Origin of the sequence: Azoarcus sp. DD4, from assembly GCF_006496635.1 — a bacterium.
Taxonomy (GTDB): domain Bacteria; phylum Pseudomonadota; class Gammaproteobacteria; order Burkholderiales; family Rhodocyclaceae; genus Azoarcus.
This window is the reverse complement of record NZ_CP022958.1, coordinates 4,394,206-4,411,154: the sequence shown is the minus strand read 5'-3', so window position 1 is coordinate 4,411,154 and position 16,949 is coordinate 4,394,206. Positions and strand designations below refer to the sequence as shown.

The window sequence follows — 16,949 nt, the reverse complement described above, 5'->3', positions numbered from 1 at the left end:
CGATTTTCGCAAGCAGGTTCCCAACCCCTGGAGGAGACAGCATGTTCAAGGCCATCCTGATCGAGAAGGACGACAGCGGCTACCGCGCCGCGCTCAAGGACGTCCACGAGGCGCAGTTGCCGGAAGGCGACGTGCGCGTGAAGGTGGCGTGGTCCACCCTCAACTACAAGGACGGCCTTGCCATCACCGGCAAGGGGCCGGTGGTGCGCAGCTTTCCGATGGTGCCCGGCATCGACCTCGCCGGCACGGTGGAGGAGAGCAGCCATCCCGATTACAAGGCAGGCGATGCGGTGGTGCTCAACGGCTGGGGCGTGGGCGAGGCGCATTGGGGAGGGCTGGCGCAGCAGGCGCGCCTGAAGGGCGACTGGCTGATTCCGCTGCCGGCGGCATTCACGCCGCGCCAGGCGATGGCCATCGGCACCGCCGGCTACACCGCGATGCTGTGCGTGCTGGCGCTCGAACGCCACGGCATCACCCCGGCTTCCGGCGACGTGCTGGTCACCGGCGCCGCCGGCGGGGTGGGCAGCGTGGCGGTGGCATTGCTGGCGAAGCTCGGCTACCGCGTGGTGGCGTCCACCGGGCGGCCGGCGGAGGCCGACTACCTCACCGCGCTGGGCGCGGCGGAAATCGTCGATCGCGCGCAGTTCTCGGCGCCCGGCAAGCCGCTCGTCAAGGAGCGCTGGGCGGCGGCGATCGACACCGTCGGCAGTCACACCCTGGCCAATGTCTGCGCCAGCCTGCGCTACCGCGGCGTGGTGGCGGCCTGCGGCCTCGCCCAGGGGATGGACCTGCCGGCCACGGTAGCGCCCTTCATCCTGCGCGGGGTGACGCTGGCCGGCGTCGATAGCGTGTACTGCCCGCGCGCGGATCGTCTGCTGGCCTGGCAGCGGCTGGCGACCGACCTCGATCCGGCCCTGCTCGACACCATCACCCACGAGATCGGCCTCGGCGAGGCGATCACCGTTGCCGGCGCGCTGCTCGAAGGCAAGGTGCGCGGCCGCGTGGTGGTGGATGTGAACCGCTGACGACGGTGCCCCTGTGCCGGCGTCAGCCGGGTGCAGGGGCCGCCAGGCGCTGGCGCAGCGCCCGCATCAGGGTGCCGACCAGCGGCAGTTTTTCGTAGAGTTCCTCGGCCGCATCCCAGTAGTCGCGGTGCATGCAGACCCGGCCGGCGCCGTCGAAGCGCAGGTGGCTGACGCCGCGGATGACGACGTCGCGGCCGCGCAGCCGGAGGTGGAAGTCCCAGCCCAGCATGGCCTCGCGCCCGCTGGCGATGCGGCTGGTGACGACGAAGCGGGGCGCATCCACCGTGGCGAACATGTGTTCGAAGATGCGGACGATGGCCGGCGTGCCGACGACCGCATTGAAGGGGTCCTTGAAGCGGGCGTCGGGGGCGTAGAGTGCGCCGATCCCGGTGATGGTGTGCGGCGAGAGCGTCTGGTAGAAGCGGACCAGGCGCTCGCAGGCGGCATCGATGTCGAAGCGGATGGCGTGGGCGGTTTGCACGGTGTCGGGTTCACAGGCCGGTGAGCTTGCGTATCAAGGAGAAATATAGCCGGCGGGGCAGACATTGCAGCGCTTTCATCACGCGCGTGAAGCGCTTGGGGAAGTGGATCTCGAATTCGCCGCGCGCGAGGCCGGCGAGGATTTCCCCGGCGGCGGTGTCGGCCGAGATCAGCGCCGGCATGCGGAAGTCGTTCTGTGCGGTGAGCGGCGTGGCGACGAAGCCCGGATTGATCACGAAGACCGAGATGCCGCGCGGCGCGAGGTCGAGGTAGAGGGTTTCTGCGAAGTGGATCAGCGCGGCCTTCGAGCTGCCATAGGTGATGGCGCGCGGCAGGCCGCGATAGCCGGCGACGCTGCCCACCAGCGCGATCGCGCCGGCGCCGCGTTCCAGCATGGCGGGCAGCACGGTGGCGACACCGTCCATGGGGCCGATCAGGTTGACCGCCAGGGTCTCGCGTATCGCCGCGGCGTCCAGTTCCCAGGCGCGCAGCGGGCGATAGGTGCCGGCGTTGAAGACGACCAGATCGATGCCGCCCCAGTGAGCGAGCAGGCGTTCGTGCGCGGCGGCGACCGCTTCCCGGCGGGTGATGTCCAGCGGCAGCAGCAGGGCTTCCGGGCAGGCGTCGGCGAGTGCGGCAAGCTTGTCGCTGCTGCGCGCCGACAGGGCCAGCTTCGCACCGCGGCTGGCGAGTGCGCAGGCCAGCGCCGCGCCGATGCCGGTGGAGGCGCCGATCAGCCAGACGCGTCTGCCCTGCCAGTCTGTAATCGGCGTGTTCAGCGCTCGCAGCAACATCCGCGCCTCACTCCCGCCGCTTGTGGAAGGACAGGGTGACTTCGCCCAGGCGGAAGCCCCACTTGCTCATTACCGAGCGGTTGAGCATGACGCGCTCGTCCATCAGGAACATCCAGTCGTCGAAATCGACGTGGTAGATCTCGTCCTCTACCGGCAGGGCGAGCACGTAGCGCCAGCGCAGCGCATTGCCGGCGACTTCGCCGCGCGCCTCGCCGACCACGTCGTCGGCGCGGCCTGTCCAGCCGCCCCGGCCGTCGCGCGTCAGCGTCCACACCCGCCGCTGGGTGCTCCCGTCCGAGTAGGTGAAGCGCTCGTCCAGCGTGCCGGTATCGCCTTGCCAGCTGGCGGCGATCACGACGTGGAAGCGCTTGACGACCTTGCCGCTGCGGTCCTGGAACATGCCGTGGGCGTCCAGCGTGCCGTTGAAGTAGTCGCGCAGGTCGAGTGCCGGCTGCTCGGCCGCGTATTCGCTGACGTCGATGCTGCTGCAGCCGGCGACGCCGAGGAAGGCGCAGCACATCAGCAGCGGGAACGCGCGACGCAACAAGCGCGGGTGCAGCACGAAGGTCGGGGTCATGGGGATGGGCTCCGTCTGACTGAGGCGGCGACTGCGTCGCCGGCCAGGGTGGTCCGCCAGCGCCACAGCAGGGCGATGGCGATGCATTTCAGGGCGACCGGCAGCAGCGCGTACACCGTGCGCAGGGCGTCGAGCGCCGCCGGCGAACGTTCGCCGGGCGCGTAGCCGAGCCAGGCGAGCAAGGGCAGCGCCAGGCCGGCGGCCAGCGCGAGGTTGGCCTTGGTCACGAAATTCCACCAGCCGAACCAGGCGCCGGCGCGCGCCTGGCCCGACGTGGGCGCGCGGGCCAGCAGATCGGCCAGCAAGGCCGGCGGCAGGGCGAGGTCGGCGCCGAAGGCGATGCCGGACAGCACGCAGATGGCGGCAAAGGCGCCGAGATCGCCGGCCTTCAGCAAGGCGGCCCAGGCGAACACCACGCAGGCCAGCAGCATGCTGCCCAGCCAGGCCGGCAGCTTGCCGATGCGGTGCGCGATTGCCACCCACAGCGGCAGGCTGGCCGCTGCGGCGAGAAAGTAGAGAACAAGGAAGAGACCGGCGCGGTGTTCGGCCTGCAGTACGTCGGCGACGAAGAACAGCACGGTCGCCGAAGGGATGGCCGCGGCGATGCCGTTGGCCGCGAAGATGGCGAGCAGGCGGGCGAAGGGGCGGTGTGCGAGTGCGCGCTCAACCCGGCGAGGACGGGCGCGCGGTGCGCGGTCGGCGCCGGCGCGTGTGCTGCACCGAGCAGGGTCCACGCGGCGCACGCCGCCAGCAGCGGCAGGAAGAGCCAGCCGAGGCGGGCCAGTCCGGCCGCAGTGTCGGAGGCCAGCAGGCCGGGCAGGGCCGCGGCCAGTATCACCCCGATCAGGGCGAAGCCCTCGCGGCTTGCCACCAGGCGGGTGCGTTCCTGCGGGTCGCGCCCGAGTTCTGCACCCCAGGCGTTGTAGGCGATGCTCGCAGCGGAGTAGCCGAGCGAGACCAGCACCAGTAGGCCGCCCAGCCAGGCCAGACCGGCGCCGGCGGGGGGAGCGAGCAGGGCCGGCAGGCCGAGCGCGAGCAAGGGCAGCGCCAGCACGATCATCCGCTGGCGCCAGGCCCAGCGGTCGCAGGCCCAGCCGATCAGCGGGTCGCTCAGGGCGTCGAAGATGCGGGTGGCGAGCAGCATCGCACCGACCGCCGCCAGCGGCAGGCCGAAGCTGTCGGCATAGAGGCGGGGCACATGGACGTAGATGGGCAGGGCGGCGAAGGCGAGCGGCAGACCCAGCGCACCATAGGCCAGCAGTGCGCTACCCGGCATGGCGACGTTGCGGCAGGCGGAAGTCGATGTTGTCACCGGCGGGCGTCCTGGTGCCGCGCCTGCGGACCGGCTTCGCCCAGCAGACGGTTGCGCATGGCGGGTTCGCGGGTACGCGGGTCCAGCCAGATGGCGAAGAAGGCTCGGGCGAGTTCGGGATCGTCGATCTCGCCGGTTTTGCGCTCGCCGTGCCAGAAGCCGGCGCCTTCGCCCGGCAGGTGCAGGCCGACCAGGGTGTCGCCGGCCGCAACGTCGGGCAGCACCCGGGCGAGCGCTGCACGCCAAAGCGCATGGCGGGCGGCGTCGCCGAAGCCGAGCCGCGCGATCTCGTCGATGCTGGTGTCAACCAGCCGGGCGCCCTCGATGTCGCGCGCGTAGCGAATTTCCAGTGCATGCCTGCGCTCGGCCGACCAGCCGGCGCCGGCTTCTCCCCACAGCGCAGCGTCGTAGATCCTGAGGCCGAACCAGCGCAGTTCGGCGCGGCCGAGCGTCTGCAGTGCGCCGGCCTGTTGCACCACCGCGGCCGGCAGGCGCAGCCCGGGTGCCGCGGTGGTGGTTCCGGTGCGATCGGCAGCCTGCCCAGCCGCCGCGAGGCCGATGGCTGCCAGCCAGGCGACGAGCAGCACGGTCGGACGGAGGCGGGCACGGCGGGCCATGATCAGCCGCGATGGGTGAAGGTGTAGTGGCGCACGTCGATGTCGCCGCTGCGAAAACCCGCTTCGCAGTAGGCGAGGTAGAAGCGCCACATGCGGTTGAAGCGTTCGGGGAAACCGAGTTCGCCCACCGCGCCGATCCGTGCTTCGAAGCGCTGGCGCCAGCAGGCGAGTGTCAGCCCGTAGTCCCGGCCGAAGCCGAAGTCGTCGACGATGCACAGGCCGGCGCGTTCGCTCTGCTTACGGATCGTAGCCGGCGAGGGCAGCATGCCGCCGGGGAAGATGTGACGCTGGATGAAGTCGGTGCCGCGGCGATAGCGGGCGAACAGCGCGTCGGCAATGGTGATGGCCTGGACCACGCAGCGTCCGCCCGGCCGCAACAGGTGGGCGATCTGGCGGAAGTAGGTGGGCCACCAGGTTTCGCCGACCGCTTCTATCATCTCGATGGAAACGATGTGGTCGAATCGGCCGCTGGTGTCGCGGTAGTCGCACAGGCGGAATTCGACGCGGTCGGCATAGCCGCCGCGCTCGGCACGCTCGCGTGCGTAGGCGAGCTGGGCCGGCGACAGGGTCAGTCCGACGACCTCGCAGCCGAACTCGGTGGCCGCGACTTCGGCGAAGCCGCCCCAGCCGCAGCCGATCTCGAGCAGGCGCTGGCCCGGCCTGGCGTCGAGCTGGGTGAGGATGCGACGGTATTTGCGCAGTTGCGCTTCGGCCAGCGCGGTACCCGACGGCAGCTCGCCCGGCCTGCGGTCTTCCGGAGCAAAGAGGCCGGCCGAGTAGGTCATGGTCGGGTCCAGCCAGAGTGCGTAGAACTCGTTGCCGAGGTCGTAGTGGGCCCGGATGTTGCGGCGCGAGCCGCGTCGTGTGTTGGCACGCAGCAGGTGGACGAGACGGTGGCCGAGCAGGCGCAGGACGCGGCCGTAGATCGCGTCGCCGAGCTGCTTGCGATTGCCTGACAGCAGGCCGAGCAGGCCGGGCAGTTCGCCGGTATCGACGTCCCAGTCGCCATCCATGTAGCTCTCGCCGAAGCCGATGTCGCCGCGCCCGAGGGCTTCGTCGAATACGCGCAGATCGCGTATCCGCAGGTGGGCCACCAGGGCACCGCGGCCGGCGCAGACGGTGTTGCCGTCGGGCAGGGTGAGCGCGAGCGCACCGCCTTCGAGGCGGTCGAGCAGTGCCAGCGCGAGGCGGGTAGCGCGTGGCAGTTTGTGCAGGCTCGCCGCTGGCGCGGCTGCGTCCAGCAGGGTCTGCAGCGTATGGCCGCGCGCCAGGCTGTGTTCGACGGCATTCATCGTGTGGTCTCCTCGAGCGGCGGCAGCGGTTTGCGGTGAAAGCGCGCGCGCCGCAGCACAAGGCGCAGCGCCTGCCAGTGGATGCGGGCGATCAGTCCCACGGTCATGAAGGGGTGGCGCAGCAGCCACTTCCGCATCGCCGCGCCGGTAAGGGGCTCGGCGCGGCCGCTGACACGGGTGCTGAGACTGTGGCTGCCGTCTTCCCAGTAGTCGATGGCGACCGAGTGGATCTGGCCGCGGCTGTCGAAGCGGAAGCGATATTCGCCGCGCACCGGGAAGAAGGGCGAAACATGGAAGACCTTGCGCGCCCGCAGTTCTTCGCCGGCCTCGATGGGGCGCAGGTCGGCGTGGTGCACCAGGTAGTTGTGGTGCTCGCCGAAGGTGTTGCTCACCTCGGCCAGTACCACCCGCAGGCGGCCGTCGCGGTCGTGGCAGAAGTAGAAACTGACCGGGTTGAATACGTAGCCGACGATGCGCGGCATGGTGTGCAGCACCACTTCGCCGTCGCACGCACCGCCGACGCCGTGCCGCGTCAGGAGGTCCCGCAGCCAGGTCAGCACAGGCCGGCCGTCGCGGCTGCCGTGGTCGCGGTCGAAGACGGCGAACAGATTGCGGCGGTTTATCCCGAGCAGCGGCACGCGCAGTGACGGCAGCTGCGACAGCGGCAGGCGCAGGAAGGCGGCCGGGTAGACGAAGCGGTTGTGCGCATGGCCATGTCTTTCATGCATGACCGCACCGAAGCAGGCGGTGGGCGCGAGCGGGCTGGCGACCGTTCGGACGGTGGCGACCTGGTGCGTATTCATGGCCGTTGCCTTGTGCCGGTTGGCGCAGTCCGCTTCATGCCGGCACCGCCTGACCGATGTGCGACGCCGGGTTGAGCGAGGCGGCGCGCCAGGGGATGGGCACGGCCAGGCGCTCGCACACGGCGATCGCGGACTTCAGCCCGTCTTCGTGGAAGCCGTAACCGGTCCACGCGCCGGCAAACCAGCTGCGACGGCGTCCCTGCAGTTGCGGCAGGGCTGCCTGGGCTTCGATGGCTGCCTGATCGAAGATCGGGTGGGCGTAGTGGAAGCGCTCGATGACCTTGCGCTCGGCCGGTTCGCGAAAGGGGTTGAGCGACACCATCACCGGCGTATCGAAGGGCAGCGGCTGCAGGCGGTTGATCAGGTAGCTCACCGACACCGGGCGCGCGTCGGGAGCGCCTTCGCCGGCAAGGTAGTTCCAGGCCGACCAAGCGGCGCGGCGGCGCGGCAGCAAGTCGGTGTCGGTGTGCAGCACGGCGAGGTTGTCCTGGTAGCGGACGGCGCCGAGTACGCGGCGTTCGTCGCCGCTGGCGTCCGCGCCGAGGATGGCGAGCGTCTGGTCGCTGTGGCAGGCGAACACCACCTCGTCAAAGCGTTCGGCGCCGGCGCGGGTATGCAGCAAGACGCCGTCCGGCCGGCGTTCGGCGCGCTGCACCCCGAGGCCGACGCGGACATCGTCGAGGCGCGCCAGCATGCGCTGGACGTAGCTGCGGCCGCCACCGGACACGGTCAGCCACTGCGGCCGGTCGAGGATTTGCAGCAATCCGTGGTTGTGGCAGAAGCGCACGAAGGTGGCGAGCGGATAGGCCAGCATGGTGCCGGTCGGGCAGGACCAGATCGCTGCCGCCATCGGCAGCAGGTACCAGTCGCGAAAGCCGGCCCCGTAACGCTCGCGGGCGAGGTAGTCGCCCAGGCTCTCGTCCGGGATACCACCTTCGCGCGCCATGCGCGTGGTGGCACGGTTGAAGCGCACGATGTCCGCCACCATGCGCAGGAAGGCCGGGCGGGCGATGTTGCGCTGCTGGGCGAACAGGGTGGCGAGGCTGGTTCCGGCCCATTCCAGATCGGGTGCCGCCAGGCTCACCGAGAAGCTCATCTCGCTTTCTGCCGCCTCGACGCCGAGCAGGTCGAACAGGGCGCACAGGTTGGGGTAAGTGCGGCGGTTGAAAACCAGGAAGCCGGTGTCGACCGCCGCGTGGCGGTCGTCCACGCAGACATCCACGGTATTGGTGTGGCCGCCGACGTAGTGACCCGCCTCGAACAGCGTGACCTGGTAACGGCTCGCCAGCAGCCAGGCGCTGGCGAGGCCGGCGATGCCGCCGCCGATCACCGCGATGCGGCGCGATGTGGCAGGGAGGACGGAATCGAGTTCGCCGAGACGCATGCGTTTTCTCCCGCCTCAGTGCCGGCTGCGGCCGTCGCCGGACTCGGCGGCGCGCGCTCGGGCTGGGATGGTGAGGGCCGGTCCCGGCTCGGCGCGGTGCAGGAAGAGCATCAGCTGCAGGCTTTCTGATGCATCTTTGTCCATGACAAAACTCGCTGAGGATTCGGCGCTGCCGATGCCCCGGGTTAGCGTCGTCGCCAACGGGATCAGGACGCTGCCTGCCGCCAGAAGAACGAGCATCATGCGCCGCGAGGGTGCTGTGCGCAGCCTGTGGCTTGTCGAGCGCTTCATTGTATTTGTCCTGGACAATGTGGATTGATGAACCTAAGATAGGTTCGACGGACCGGCTTGTCAATCAATACATTCAAATTTGTCCAAGACAACATGACTATCTTGCCCAATGTCGAAGCCATGCTGGGAATCGCCGCGGTCGAGCGGGATACCGGGCTGGCGAAGGACACGCTGCGCGTATGGGAGCGGCGCTACGGCTTTCCGACACCTGCACGGGATGCGAATGGCGAGCGCGTGTACAGCGCGGAGCAGGTGGACAAGCTGCGGCTCATCCGCCGCCTGCTCGATCAGGGCAAGCGGCCTTCGCACGTGGTCGGCGCGAGTACCGAGACGCTGATCGGCATGCTGGAGGCCTGCCGTCCGGCGCCGCCTGCGGCGACCGTCCAGGAACAGGCCCTGTTGCAATACGTGCGCCTGCACCGCAGCGCCGAGCTGGCGACGGCACTGCATCAACTGCTGCTGAAGCAGGGTTTGCAGCGCTTCGTGGCGGACACGGTGGCGCCGCTCAACGACGCGGTGGGCGAAGCCTGGCTGCGCGGTGAGATCGATGTGGCCGACGAGCACCTCTACACCGAGCAGGTGCAGAACGTGCTGCGCGGCGCCATCGGCGCCCACATGGCGAGCGCCGGCCGGCCGCGCATCCTGCTGACCACGCTGCCGGACGAACTGCACGCGCTCGGCCTGCTGATGGTGGAGGCGACCCTGGTGCCGGAGGGCATTGCCTGCGTGTCGCTCGGAACGCAGACGCCGTTGGCGGACATCCCGGCGGCGGCGGTGGCGGGTGGATTCGACATCGTCGGACTGTCGTTCAGCGTGGCCTATCCGGCGCGGCAGGCGGTGGATGCGTTGCGCGAGTTGCGTGCGGCCTTGCCGGACAACATCGCCCTGTGGGCCGGCGGCGGTGCGCTGCGCGACAAGCGCCGGCGCGTGCCGGGCGTGGAAGCGATGGCGACGCTGGACGAGGCCCTGGTCGCGGTGCAGGGCTGGCGGGCCGCGCACACATCCGGCTGAGGCAGGGTGGCAGCGGCGGTCTTCCAGCTAATGCATCTATCAGCTTTTTCCATACGCCAGCGAATGGTGGCTTCGTATAATCCGGGGTTCCAAGACGGGCACGGCACCGCACAGATGCCCGCTGGAACACGGCCGTGAGGCCGGTTCCCCGGAGGACAAGCCATCTGCGCGATGGTGGGTGTGTGCCTGCGAACAGCCCGGAGAACACGGGCGGCGGGGCGCGAGGAGGCAAGCGTGGCGTTCCAGGAGGGAGCGCCTTGTGCAGACTTTCAGGCTCATTCCGAACGCCATGTCCATCTCCAGCTCCACCCGCGATCGCATTCTCTCGCCCCAGCTCCGCAGCAAAGTCATGTCCGCCGAAGCGGCCGCCGCCCTCATCCCGTCCGGGGTGAACGTCGGCATGAGCGGCTTCACCGGCGCCGGCTACCCCAAGGCGGTGCCGGCCGCGCTCGCCAAGCGCATCATGGATGCCAACCTCAACGGCAAGAACTTCAAGATCGGCGTATGGACCGGCGCCTCGACCGCGCCCGAACTCGACGGCGCGCTGGCCATGGTCGACGGTGTCGAGTTGCGCCTGCCCTATCAGTCCGATCCGACCTGCCGCAAGCGCATCAATGCCGGCGAGATGGAATACATCGACATGCATCTGTCGCAGGTCGCCCAGTTCGTCTGGTTCGGCTTCCTCGGCAAGCTCGATGTGGCGGTGGTGGAGGTCTCTGGCATTCTGGAGGATGGTCGGCTGGTGCCGTCGTCCTCGGTGGGCAACAACAAGACTTGGCTGGATCAGGCCGACAAGGTCATCCTCGAGGTGAACAGCTGGCAGAACCCGGCGCTGGAGGGGATGCACGACATCTACTACGGCACCGCGCTGCCGCCGTTCCGCAAGCCCATCCCGCTGCTGAAGGCCGACGACCGCATCGGCGAGCCCTACCTGCGCTGCGATCCGGACAAGATCATCGCGGTGGTCGAAACCCACACGCCGGACCGCAACTCCGCCTTCTCCGCGCCGGACGAGAATTCCCGCCGCATCGCCGGCCACATCCTGGAATTTCTCGAGCACGAAGTGAAGAAGGGGCGGCTGCCGGCCAACCTGCTGCCGCTGCAGTCGGGCGTGGGCAACATTGCCAACGCAGTGATGGCCGGGCTCAACCAGGGGCCGTTCGAGAACCTCACCGCCTACACCGAGGTGCTGCAGGACGGAATGCTCGACCTGATCAAGTCGGGCAAGCTGACCTGCGCTTCGGCCACCGCCTTCTCGCTGTCGCCGGCGGCGCTGGCGGAGCTGAATGCCGATCTCGCCCGCTACCGCGACAGCATCATCCTGCGCCCGCAGGAGATATCCAATCATCCCGAGCTGATCCGCCGCCTCGGGGTGATCGCGATGAACGGCATGATCGAGGCCGACATCTACGGCAACGTGAACTCCACCCATGTGATGGGCACGCGGATCATGAACGGCATCGGCGGCTCGGGAGATTTCGCCCGCAATGCCTATATCTCGATCTTCATGACGCCCTCGCAGGCCAAGGGCGGCGACATCTCCTGCATCGTGCCGATGGCCTCCCACGTGGACCACACCGAGCACGACGTGCAGGTGCTGGTGACCGAGCAGGGCCTCGCCGACTTGCGCGGGCTCTCGCCCAAGCAGCGAGCGCGGGTGATCATCGACAACTGCGCGCATCCGCACTTCCGACCGGCATTGATGGATTACTACAAGCGCTCGCTGCAGCATTCCGAGGGCAAGCAGACGCCGCACCTGCTCGACGAGGCGCTGTCCTGGCACCTCAAGTACCTGCGCGGCGGCCAGATGCTGTGATGTTCGGGGCGGTGTAAAGTCGCGGAGCAGGCCTCGGCCCGAGGCCGGCCCCGACAAGAAGAGGCTGGACCCTGGAGACGACCGCCCCGCCCGTGTTTTCCCTGTTCGATGCCGCCGGCGGCTTCTTCGGTGGCGTCGGCCTGTTCCTGCTCGGCATGCATCTGCTGACCGACGGCCTCAAGCTCGCGGCCGGCCGGGCACTGGAAGATCTGCTCGAGCGGTCGACCTCGACCCGCCTGCGCGGTCTGGCGGCCGGCATCCTGATCACCTCGCTGGTGCAGTCCTCGACCGCCGTCACCGTGGCCAGCATCGGCTTCGTCAATACCGGCCTGCTGTCGCTGCAGAATGCGCTGTGGGTGATCTTCGGTTCCAACGTCGGCACCACGATGAACGCCTGGCTGGTGGCGGCGCTGGGTTTCGGTTTCAGGATCGATGCCTTCGCGCTGCCCTTTGTCGGCCTCGGCGCGGTCCTGATGCTGGCCAGCGGCACGCCGCGCCTGCGTGCGCTCGGCGAGGCGCTGGCCGGCTTCGGCGTGCTCTTCCTCGGCATCGATGTGCTCAAGGAGAGCTTTTCCGGCATCGGTGGCCGGCTCGATCTGGCCGAGCACATCCGGCCGGGCTTTTCCGGCTACCTGATCCTGGTCGCCATCGGCACCCTGCTCACGGTGCTGATGCAGGCGTCCGGCGCGGTGATTGCCATCGTCATCACCGCCGCTCAGGGCGGGCTGATGTCGATCGAGGCGGCCTGCGCGCTGGTGATCGGCACCAACATCGGCACCACCTTCACCGCCATCCTGTCGGCGGTGGGTGCCACCTCGAACGCCCGCAGGCTCGCCGCCGCGCATGTGTTTTTCAATCTGGTCACCGGGGCCGTGGCGCTCGTGCTGCTACCGGTGCTGATCGGTCTGCTCGGGGTGTTGAGGACGTGGTTCGGACAGCCGGCGACGCCTGCGGTGATGATTGCGCTGTTCCACTCGGTGTTCAATGTGCTCGGCGTGCTGCTCATGGCGGTGGCTGCGAACTGGCTGCTGGCTTGGCTGGGGCGTCATTTCCGCACCCGCGAGGAAGAACTGGGCAAACCGCAGTTTCTCGACGCCGGCACCGCGTCCATGCCCTATCTGGCCCTGCGCGCACTGCGCATGGAGCTTGGCCGCACCCAGACGCTGGCAACCGAATGCCTGCTGGCCGTGAGCGCGCCGAATGCGGACGAGGCCGGCGTGATCCGGCGCGATCAGGTGTTGTCCCCGCTCGCCCGGGCGATCTCGACCTATGCGGAGCGTCTCAATGTACAGGTGGTGCCGCCGGGGCTCTCGGATCGGCTCGCGCGCAGCCTGCGGGTGCTGCAGTACCAGCAGACGGTGGTGGAGTGCTGTCGGCTGGGCGTGGCGCTGGGCACTCGATTGGGGGCCATGCAGGCCACCCATCTGGCCGACGCGGCCTACGCCTTCACCGTTTCGATCGATGCCCTCGCGCATGCCGCCGATTGTTCGCAGGCCGGTTTTACGGCGGCGGGGGTGGAAGCGGCTCTGGCTGCGGCCGAGGCCGACTACCTGCACCTGAAGGAGTCGCTGCTGACCGCAGGCGCGCATGCACAGATGAGCATACGCGACATGCAGGACAGGCTGCGTCATGCGAGCCTGCTGCGTCGTGCCGCCGAACAGGCCGCGAAGGCCGCTCGCCATCTGTCCGCGCTCGACGAAGGCGAGGCTACGCCGCCCGACCTGCCGGGCGCGGATTTCGAGCCGTTGCCGGCGGCCTGACCGGGCGTATGCGGCGGCGAGGTAGAATGCCACCGCTTTCCGCCACCGATCGATCAGCCCCGATGAAGACCTATTCCCGCCCGGATTTCGAACGCAAGATCTGCCCGCCCGAGGCGCTCGCAAAGCGCGCTGCCGAACTGCCGCGGCCGCTGGTGTTCACCAATGGCTGCTTCGACATCCTGCATCGCGGTCATGTCACCTATCTCGCCCAGGCCCGTGCGTTGGGCGCGGCCATGGTGGTGGCGCTCAATACCGATGCCTCGGTGCGGCGCCTCGGCAAGGGCGAGGACAGGCCGATGAATCCGCTGGAGGACAGGCTGGCGGTGATGGCCGCGCTCGGTTGCGTGGATCTCGTCACCTGGTTCGACGAGGACACGCCGATCGCCCGCATCCTGGAGGCGAAGCCCGAGGTGCTGGTGAAGGGCGGCGACTGGGCGCCGGATCGCATCGTCGGTGCGGCCGAGGTGCGCGGCTGGGGCGGCGCGGTGCATTCCATCCCGTTCGAGGTCGAGCGTTCGACCACCGCCCTGATCGAACGCATCCGCAAGGCTTGAGGCCGTCGGTCCAGGCGGGCTACGGCCGTGCGCAAGTCGCTACACGGCGTGCATTGCATTGCAGCAAATAGGGCTGCGGGAAAACCCTGAACGTGCGGCGAGCGCCCTTTTTGGCGGTCGTCTTTAGCGTATTTTGCGCTGCAGCATATTGATTTGGATCAAAAATCCTGGTTGCGGCGGTCAAATTCGCTATGGCATGATCGATGCAACTGAGCGGTGAGCCCCGCATAAGCAGAACGCAAATCCAGAGGGCATCCGCATACAGGCATCGTTCCGGCCAACGGCCGGACCATGGCAGACATCGGAGCGTGGAGGAGACCTCGTCCGTTGTAGCGCCCGGGATGCACTTGCATCCCGGGCGACCATGGCCCGAGGCGTCAGGTCGAAACTGCATACCTCGGGGGTGACCATGGGTCGTGCCGTTCGAAGTGCAGCGTACGCCTCACCGCTTTTCCTGCTGCTGCAGCCAGCCTTCGCTGCAGTCGAAACCAGCCGCTACAACCTCCAGCCGCCGGTCACCGATATCGCCACAGAGATCTACAGCATGCACACGCTGATGCTGATCCTGTGCCTGGTGATCTTCATCGGCGTGTTCGGCGTGATGTTCTGGTCCGTCATCCACCATCGCAAGTCGCGCGGCGTCACCGCTGCCCATTTTCACGAGAACACCGCGGTCGAGATCGCCTGGACCATCGTGCCGGTGCTGATCCTGCTCGGCATGGCCTGGCCGGCCACCAAGACGGTGATCGCGATGAAGGACACCTCCAATCCCGACATCACCATCAAGGCCACCGGCTACCAGTGGAAGTGGGGCTACGACTATCTGCAGGGCGAGGGCGAGGGCATCCGCTTCCTGTCTGCGTCGTCTACCCCGCGCGACCAGATCGAGGGCTCGGCGCCCAAGGGCGATGCCTATCTGGTGGAAGTGGATAACCCTGTCGTGGTGCCGGCAGGCAAGAAGATCCGCATCCTCACCACCGCGAACGACGTCATCCATGCATGGTGGATACCCGCTTTCGGCGTCAAGCAGGACGCCATTCCCGGCTTCATCCGTGACGCCTGGTTCAAGACCGACAAGGAAGGCGTCTATCGCGGCAATTGTGCCGAACTGTGCGGGCGCGACCACGGTTTCATGCCCATCGAGGTGCATGTCGTTTCCGCCGAGAAGTACACCGCCTGGGTAGCCGAGCAAAAGGCCAGGGCCGGTGCCGCTGCAGCCGACGACAGTCGTGAGTGGCCGCTGGCCGAACTGGTGGCGCGCGGGCGGAAGGTATTCGCCGCCAACTGTGCCGCCTGCCACCAGGAGAACGGCAAGGGCTTGCCGCCGGCCTTTCCGCCGCTGGACGGTTCCACGGTGGTGCTGGGCGAGAAGACCGGTCAGATCGACGTGGTGCTGCACGGCCGGCCGGGGACCGCGATGGCGGCCTTCGGCGCGCAGCTTTCGGACGCGGACCTTGCCGCGGTGATCACCTATACCCGCAACAGCTGGAGCAATGCGACCGGCGAGGCGGTGCAACCGGCGGACGTCAAGGCCGGACGCAAAGGCTGAGGTCGCCGCGGCGACCAGGCCGCGGTGCCGATTGGATGTCGGGGGTGAGATGGGAGGCCTGGCCTCCCGCCGTCGCACCCCGTGCGTATCGAGGAGGAGTCCCGCATGGCCGCTGTCACCCCGGACCAGCTGCACGATCATCATCATGCGCCGACCGGCCTGATGCGCTGGATCACCACCACCAATCACAAGGACATCGGCACGATGTACCTCGTGTTCAGCTTCATCATGTTCCTGTCCGGGGGCGTGATGGCGCTCACCATCCGGGCCGAACTCTTCCAGCCCGGCCTGCAGGTGGTGCAGCCCGAGTTCTTCAACCAGCTCACCACCATGCACGGCCTGGTGATGGTGTTCGGCGCGATCATGCCGGCCTTCGTCGGCTTCGCCAACTGGATGATCCCGCTGATGATAGGCGCGTCCGACATGGCCTTCGCGCGGATGAACAACTGGAGCTTCTGGCTGCTGCCGCCGGCGGCCATCCTGCTGATCGGCTCCTTCTTCGCGCCGGGCGGCGCCACGGCGGCCGGCTGGACGCTCTACGCGCCGCTGTCGGTGCAGATGGGCATGGGCATGGACATGGCGATCTTCGCCGTTCACATCATGGGCCTGTCGTCCATCATGGGTGCGATCAACATCGTGGTCACCATCCTCAACATGCGCGCACCCGGCATGACGATGATGAAGATGCCGCTGTTCTGCTGGACCTGGCTGATCACCGCCTACCTGCTGATCGCGGTGATGCCGGTGCTGGCCGGCGCGGTGACCATGATCCTGACCGACCGCCACTTCGGCACCAGCTTCTTCAATGCCGCGGGCGGCGGCGACCCGGTGATGTACCAGCACATCTTCTGGTTCTTCGGCCATCCGGAGGTGTACATCATGATCCTCCCGGCCTTCGGCATCGTCAGCCAGATCATCCCGACCTTCGCGAGGAAGCCGCTGTTCGGCTACGCCTCGATGGTGTACGCCACCGCCTCGATCGCCATCCTGTCCTTTGTGGTGTGGGCGCACCACATGTTCACCACCGGCATGCCGGCGGCGGGGCAGCTCTTCTTCATGTACGCCACCATGTTGATTGCGGTGCCCACCGGGGTGAAGGTGTTCAACTGGATCGCCACCATGTGGCGCGGCGCCCTCAGCTTCGAGACGCCGATGCTGTGGGCTACGGGCTTCATCTTCGTGTTCACCATGGGTGGCTTCACCGGCCTGATCTGCGCGATCGCGCCGATCGACATCCAGGTGCAGGACACCTATTACGTGGTCGCCCACTTCCACTACGTGCTGGTGGCCGGCAGCCTGTTCGCGCTCTTCGCCGGCGCCTACTTCTGGCTGCCCAAATGGACCGGCCACATGCCGGACGAACGCCTGGGCAAGCTGCACTTCTGGTGCTCCATCGTGTTCTTCAACATCACCTTCTTCCCGATGCACTTCCTCGGGCTGGCCGGCATGCCGCGGCGCATTCCGGACTACGCGCTGCAGTTCGCCGACTTCAATGCGCTCGCCAGCGTCGGCGCCTTCGGCTTCGGGTTGTCGCAGCTGATCTTCCTGGTGGTGGCGGTGAAATGCGTGCGCGGCGGCGAGCGCGCCACGGCCAAGCCGTGGGACAGCGCCGAAGGGCTGGAATGGACGGTGCCGTCGCCGGCGCCGCATCACACCTTCGAACAGGCGCCGGTTGTGACATGAA

General features: G+C 68.1%; 16 protein-coding genes and 1 pseudogene. 7 read left to right on the top strand and 10 right to left on the bottom strand.

Annotation, left to right across the window (positions count from 1 at the left end; all coding sequences use genetic code 11):
* Window positions 1-41 precede the first annotated feature (41 nt).
* Window positions 42-1,025 (top strand): MDR family oxidoreductase, encoded by a 984-nt coding sequence (locus CJ010_RS20340; protein ID WP_141019742.1) that lies wholly within the window; start codon window positions 42-44, stop codon window positions 1,023-1,025.
* Window positions 1,026-1,047: 22 nt separating this feature from the next.
* On the opposite strand, the gene CJ010_RS20335 is transcribed toward CJ010_RS20340, so the two are convergent.
* From CJ010_RS20335 to CJ010_RS20295, 10 genes and pseudogenes are all read right to left on the bottom strand, one after another.
* Window positions 1,048-1,506 carry a nuclear transport factor 2 family protein gene (locus tag CJ010_RS20335; protein ID WP_141019741.1) on the bottom strand — a complete coding sequence of 153 codons (459 nt, stop codon included), beginning with the start codon at window positions 1,504-1,506 and terminating at the stop codon, window positions 1,048-1,050.
* A gap of 10 nt (window positions 1,507-1,516) precedes the next feature.
* Window positions 1,517-2,299 (bottom strand): SDR family oxidoreductase, encoded by a 783-nt coding sequence (locus tag CJ010_RS20330; RefSeq protein WP_141019740.1) that lies wholly within the window; start codon window positions 2,297-2,299, stop codon window positions 1,517-1,519.
* 7 nt (window positions 2,300-2,306) lie between these two features.
* Window positions 2,307-2,876: a DUF3833 domain-containing protein gene (locus CJ010_RS20325; protein WP_205754828.1), complete on the bottom strand. Its 570-nt coding sequence runs from the start codon at window positions 2,874-2,876 to the stop codon at window positions 2,307-2,309.
* Window positions 2,873-3,610, bottom strand: coding sequence for an MFS transporter (locus tag CJ010_RS25590; RefSeq protein WP_256378930.1), 738 nt, complete (start codon window positions 3,608-3,610; stop codon window positions 2,873-2,875). The genes CJ010_RS20325 and CJ010_RS25590 overlap by 4 nt, the downstream gene beginning before the upstream one ends.
* Window positions 3,611-3,642: 32 nt before the next feature.
* Window positions 3,643-4,188, bottom strand: a pseudogene (locus CJ010_RS25585) (MFS transporter); the annotation flags it as partial.
* Window positions 4,185-4,805, bottom strand: a complete 621-nt coding sequence (locus CJ010_RS20315) for a chalcone isomerase family protein (RefSeq protein ID WP_141019739.1) — start codon at window positions 4,803-4,805, stop codon at window positions 4,185-4,187. The gene CJ010_RS20315 and the pseudogene CJ010_RS25585, both read right to left, overlap by 4 nt.
* Before the next feature lie 2 nt (window positions 4,806-4,807).
* Window positions 4,808-6,097: a cyclopropane-fatty-acyl-phospholipid synthase family protein gene (locus tag CJ010_RS20310; RefSeq protein WP_141019738.1), complete on the bottom strand. Its 1,290-nt coding sequence runs from the start codon at window positions 6,095-6,097 to the stop codon at window positions 4,808-4,810.
* Window positions 6,094-6,900 (bottom strand): DUF1365 domain-containing protein, encoded by an 807-nt coding sequence (locus CJ010_RS20305; protein ID WP_141019737.1) that lies wholly within the window; start codon window positions 6,898-6,900, stop codon window positions 6,094-6,096. The genes CJ010_RS20310 and CJ010_RS20305 overlap by 4 nt, the downstream gene beginning before the upstream one ends.
* A 34-nt stretch (window positions 6,901-6,934) precedes the next feature.
* Window positions 6,935-8,284 (bottom strand): NAD(P)/FAD-dependent oxidoreductase, encoded by a 1,350-nt coding sequence (locus tag CJ010_RS20300; protein WP_141019736.1) that lies wholly within the window; start codon window positions 8,282-8,284, stop codon window positions 6,935-6,937.
* Between the two features lie 15 nt (window positions 8,285-8,299).
* Window positions 8,300-8,575: a hypothetical protein gene (locus CJ010_RS20295; RefSeq protein WP_141019735.1), complete on the bottom strand. Its 276-nt coding sequence runs from the start codon at window positions 8,573-8,575 to the stop codon at window positions 8,300-8,302.
* Window positions 8,576-8,668: 93 nt separating this feature from the next.
* Here CJ010_RS20295 and CJ010_RS20290 point away from each other — a divergent pair, with 93 nt between their 5' ends.
* From CJ010_RS20290 to ctaD, 6 genes are all read left to right on the top strand, one after another.
* Entirely contained in the window at window positions 8,669-9,586 is a 918-nt protein-coding gene (locus tag CJ010_RS20290) for a MerR family transcriptional regulator (protein WP_141019734.1), read from the top strand.
* Between the two features lie 349 nt (window positions 9,587-9,935).
* Window positions 9,936-11,402, top strand: a complete 1,467-nt coding sequence (locus tag CJ010_RS20285) for an acetyl-CoA hydrolase/transferase family protein (RefSeq protein WP_240794428.1) — start codon at window positions 9,936-9,938, stop codon at window positions 11,400-11,402.
* A 92-nt stretch (window positions 11,403-11,494) separates the two neighbouring features.
* Window positions 11,495-13,162: a Na/Pi cotransporter family protein gene (locus CJ010_RS20280; RefSeq protein WP_371415674.1), complete on the top strand. Its 1,668-nt coding sequence runs from the start codon at window positions 11,495-11,497 to the stop codon at window positions 13,160-13,162.
* A gap of 62 nt (window positions 13,163-13,224) precedes the next feature.
* A complete protein-coding gene (gene rfaE2, locus CJ010_RS20275; RefSeq protein ID WP_141019732.1) occupies window positions 13,225-13,716 on the top strand; it encodes a D-glycero-beta-D-manno-heptose 1-phosphate adenylyltransferase in 492 nt (163 codons plus the stop codon).
* Window positions 13,717-14,125: 409 nt separating this feature from the next.
* Entirely contained in the window at window positions 14,126-15,265 is a 1,140-nt protein-coding gene (gene coxB / locus CJ010_RS20270) for a cytochrome c oxidase subunit II (RefSeq protein ID WP_141019731.1), read from the top strand.
* Between the two features lie 105 nt (window positions 15,266-15,370).
* Complete coding sequence (gene ctaD, locus CJ010_RS20265; protein ID WP_141019730.1) at window positions 15,371-16,948, top strand: cytochrome c oxidase subunit I; 1,578 nt, start codon at window positions 15,371-15,373, stop codon at window positions 16,946-16,948.
* Window position 16,949: the final 1 nt, after the last annotated feature.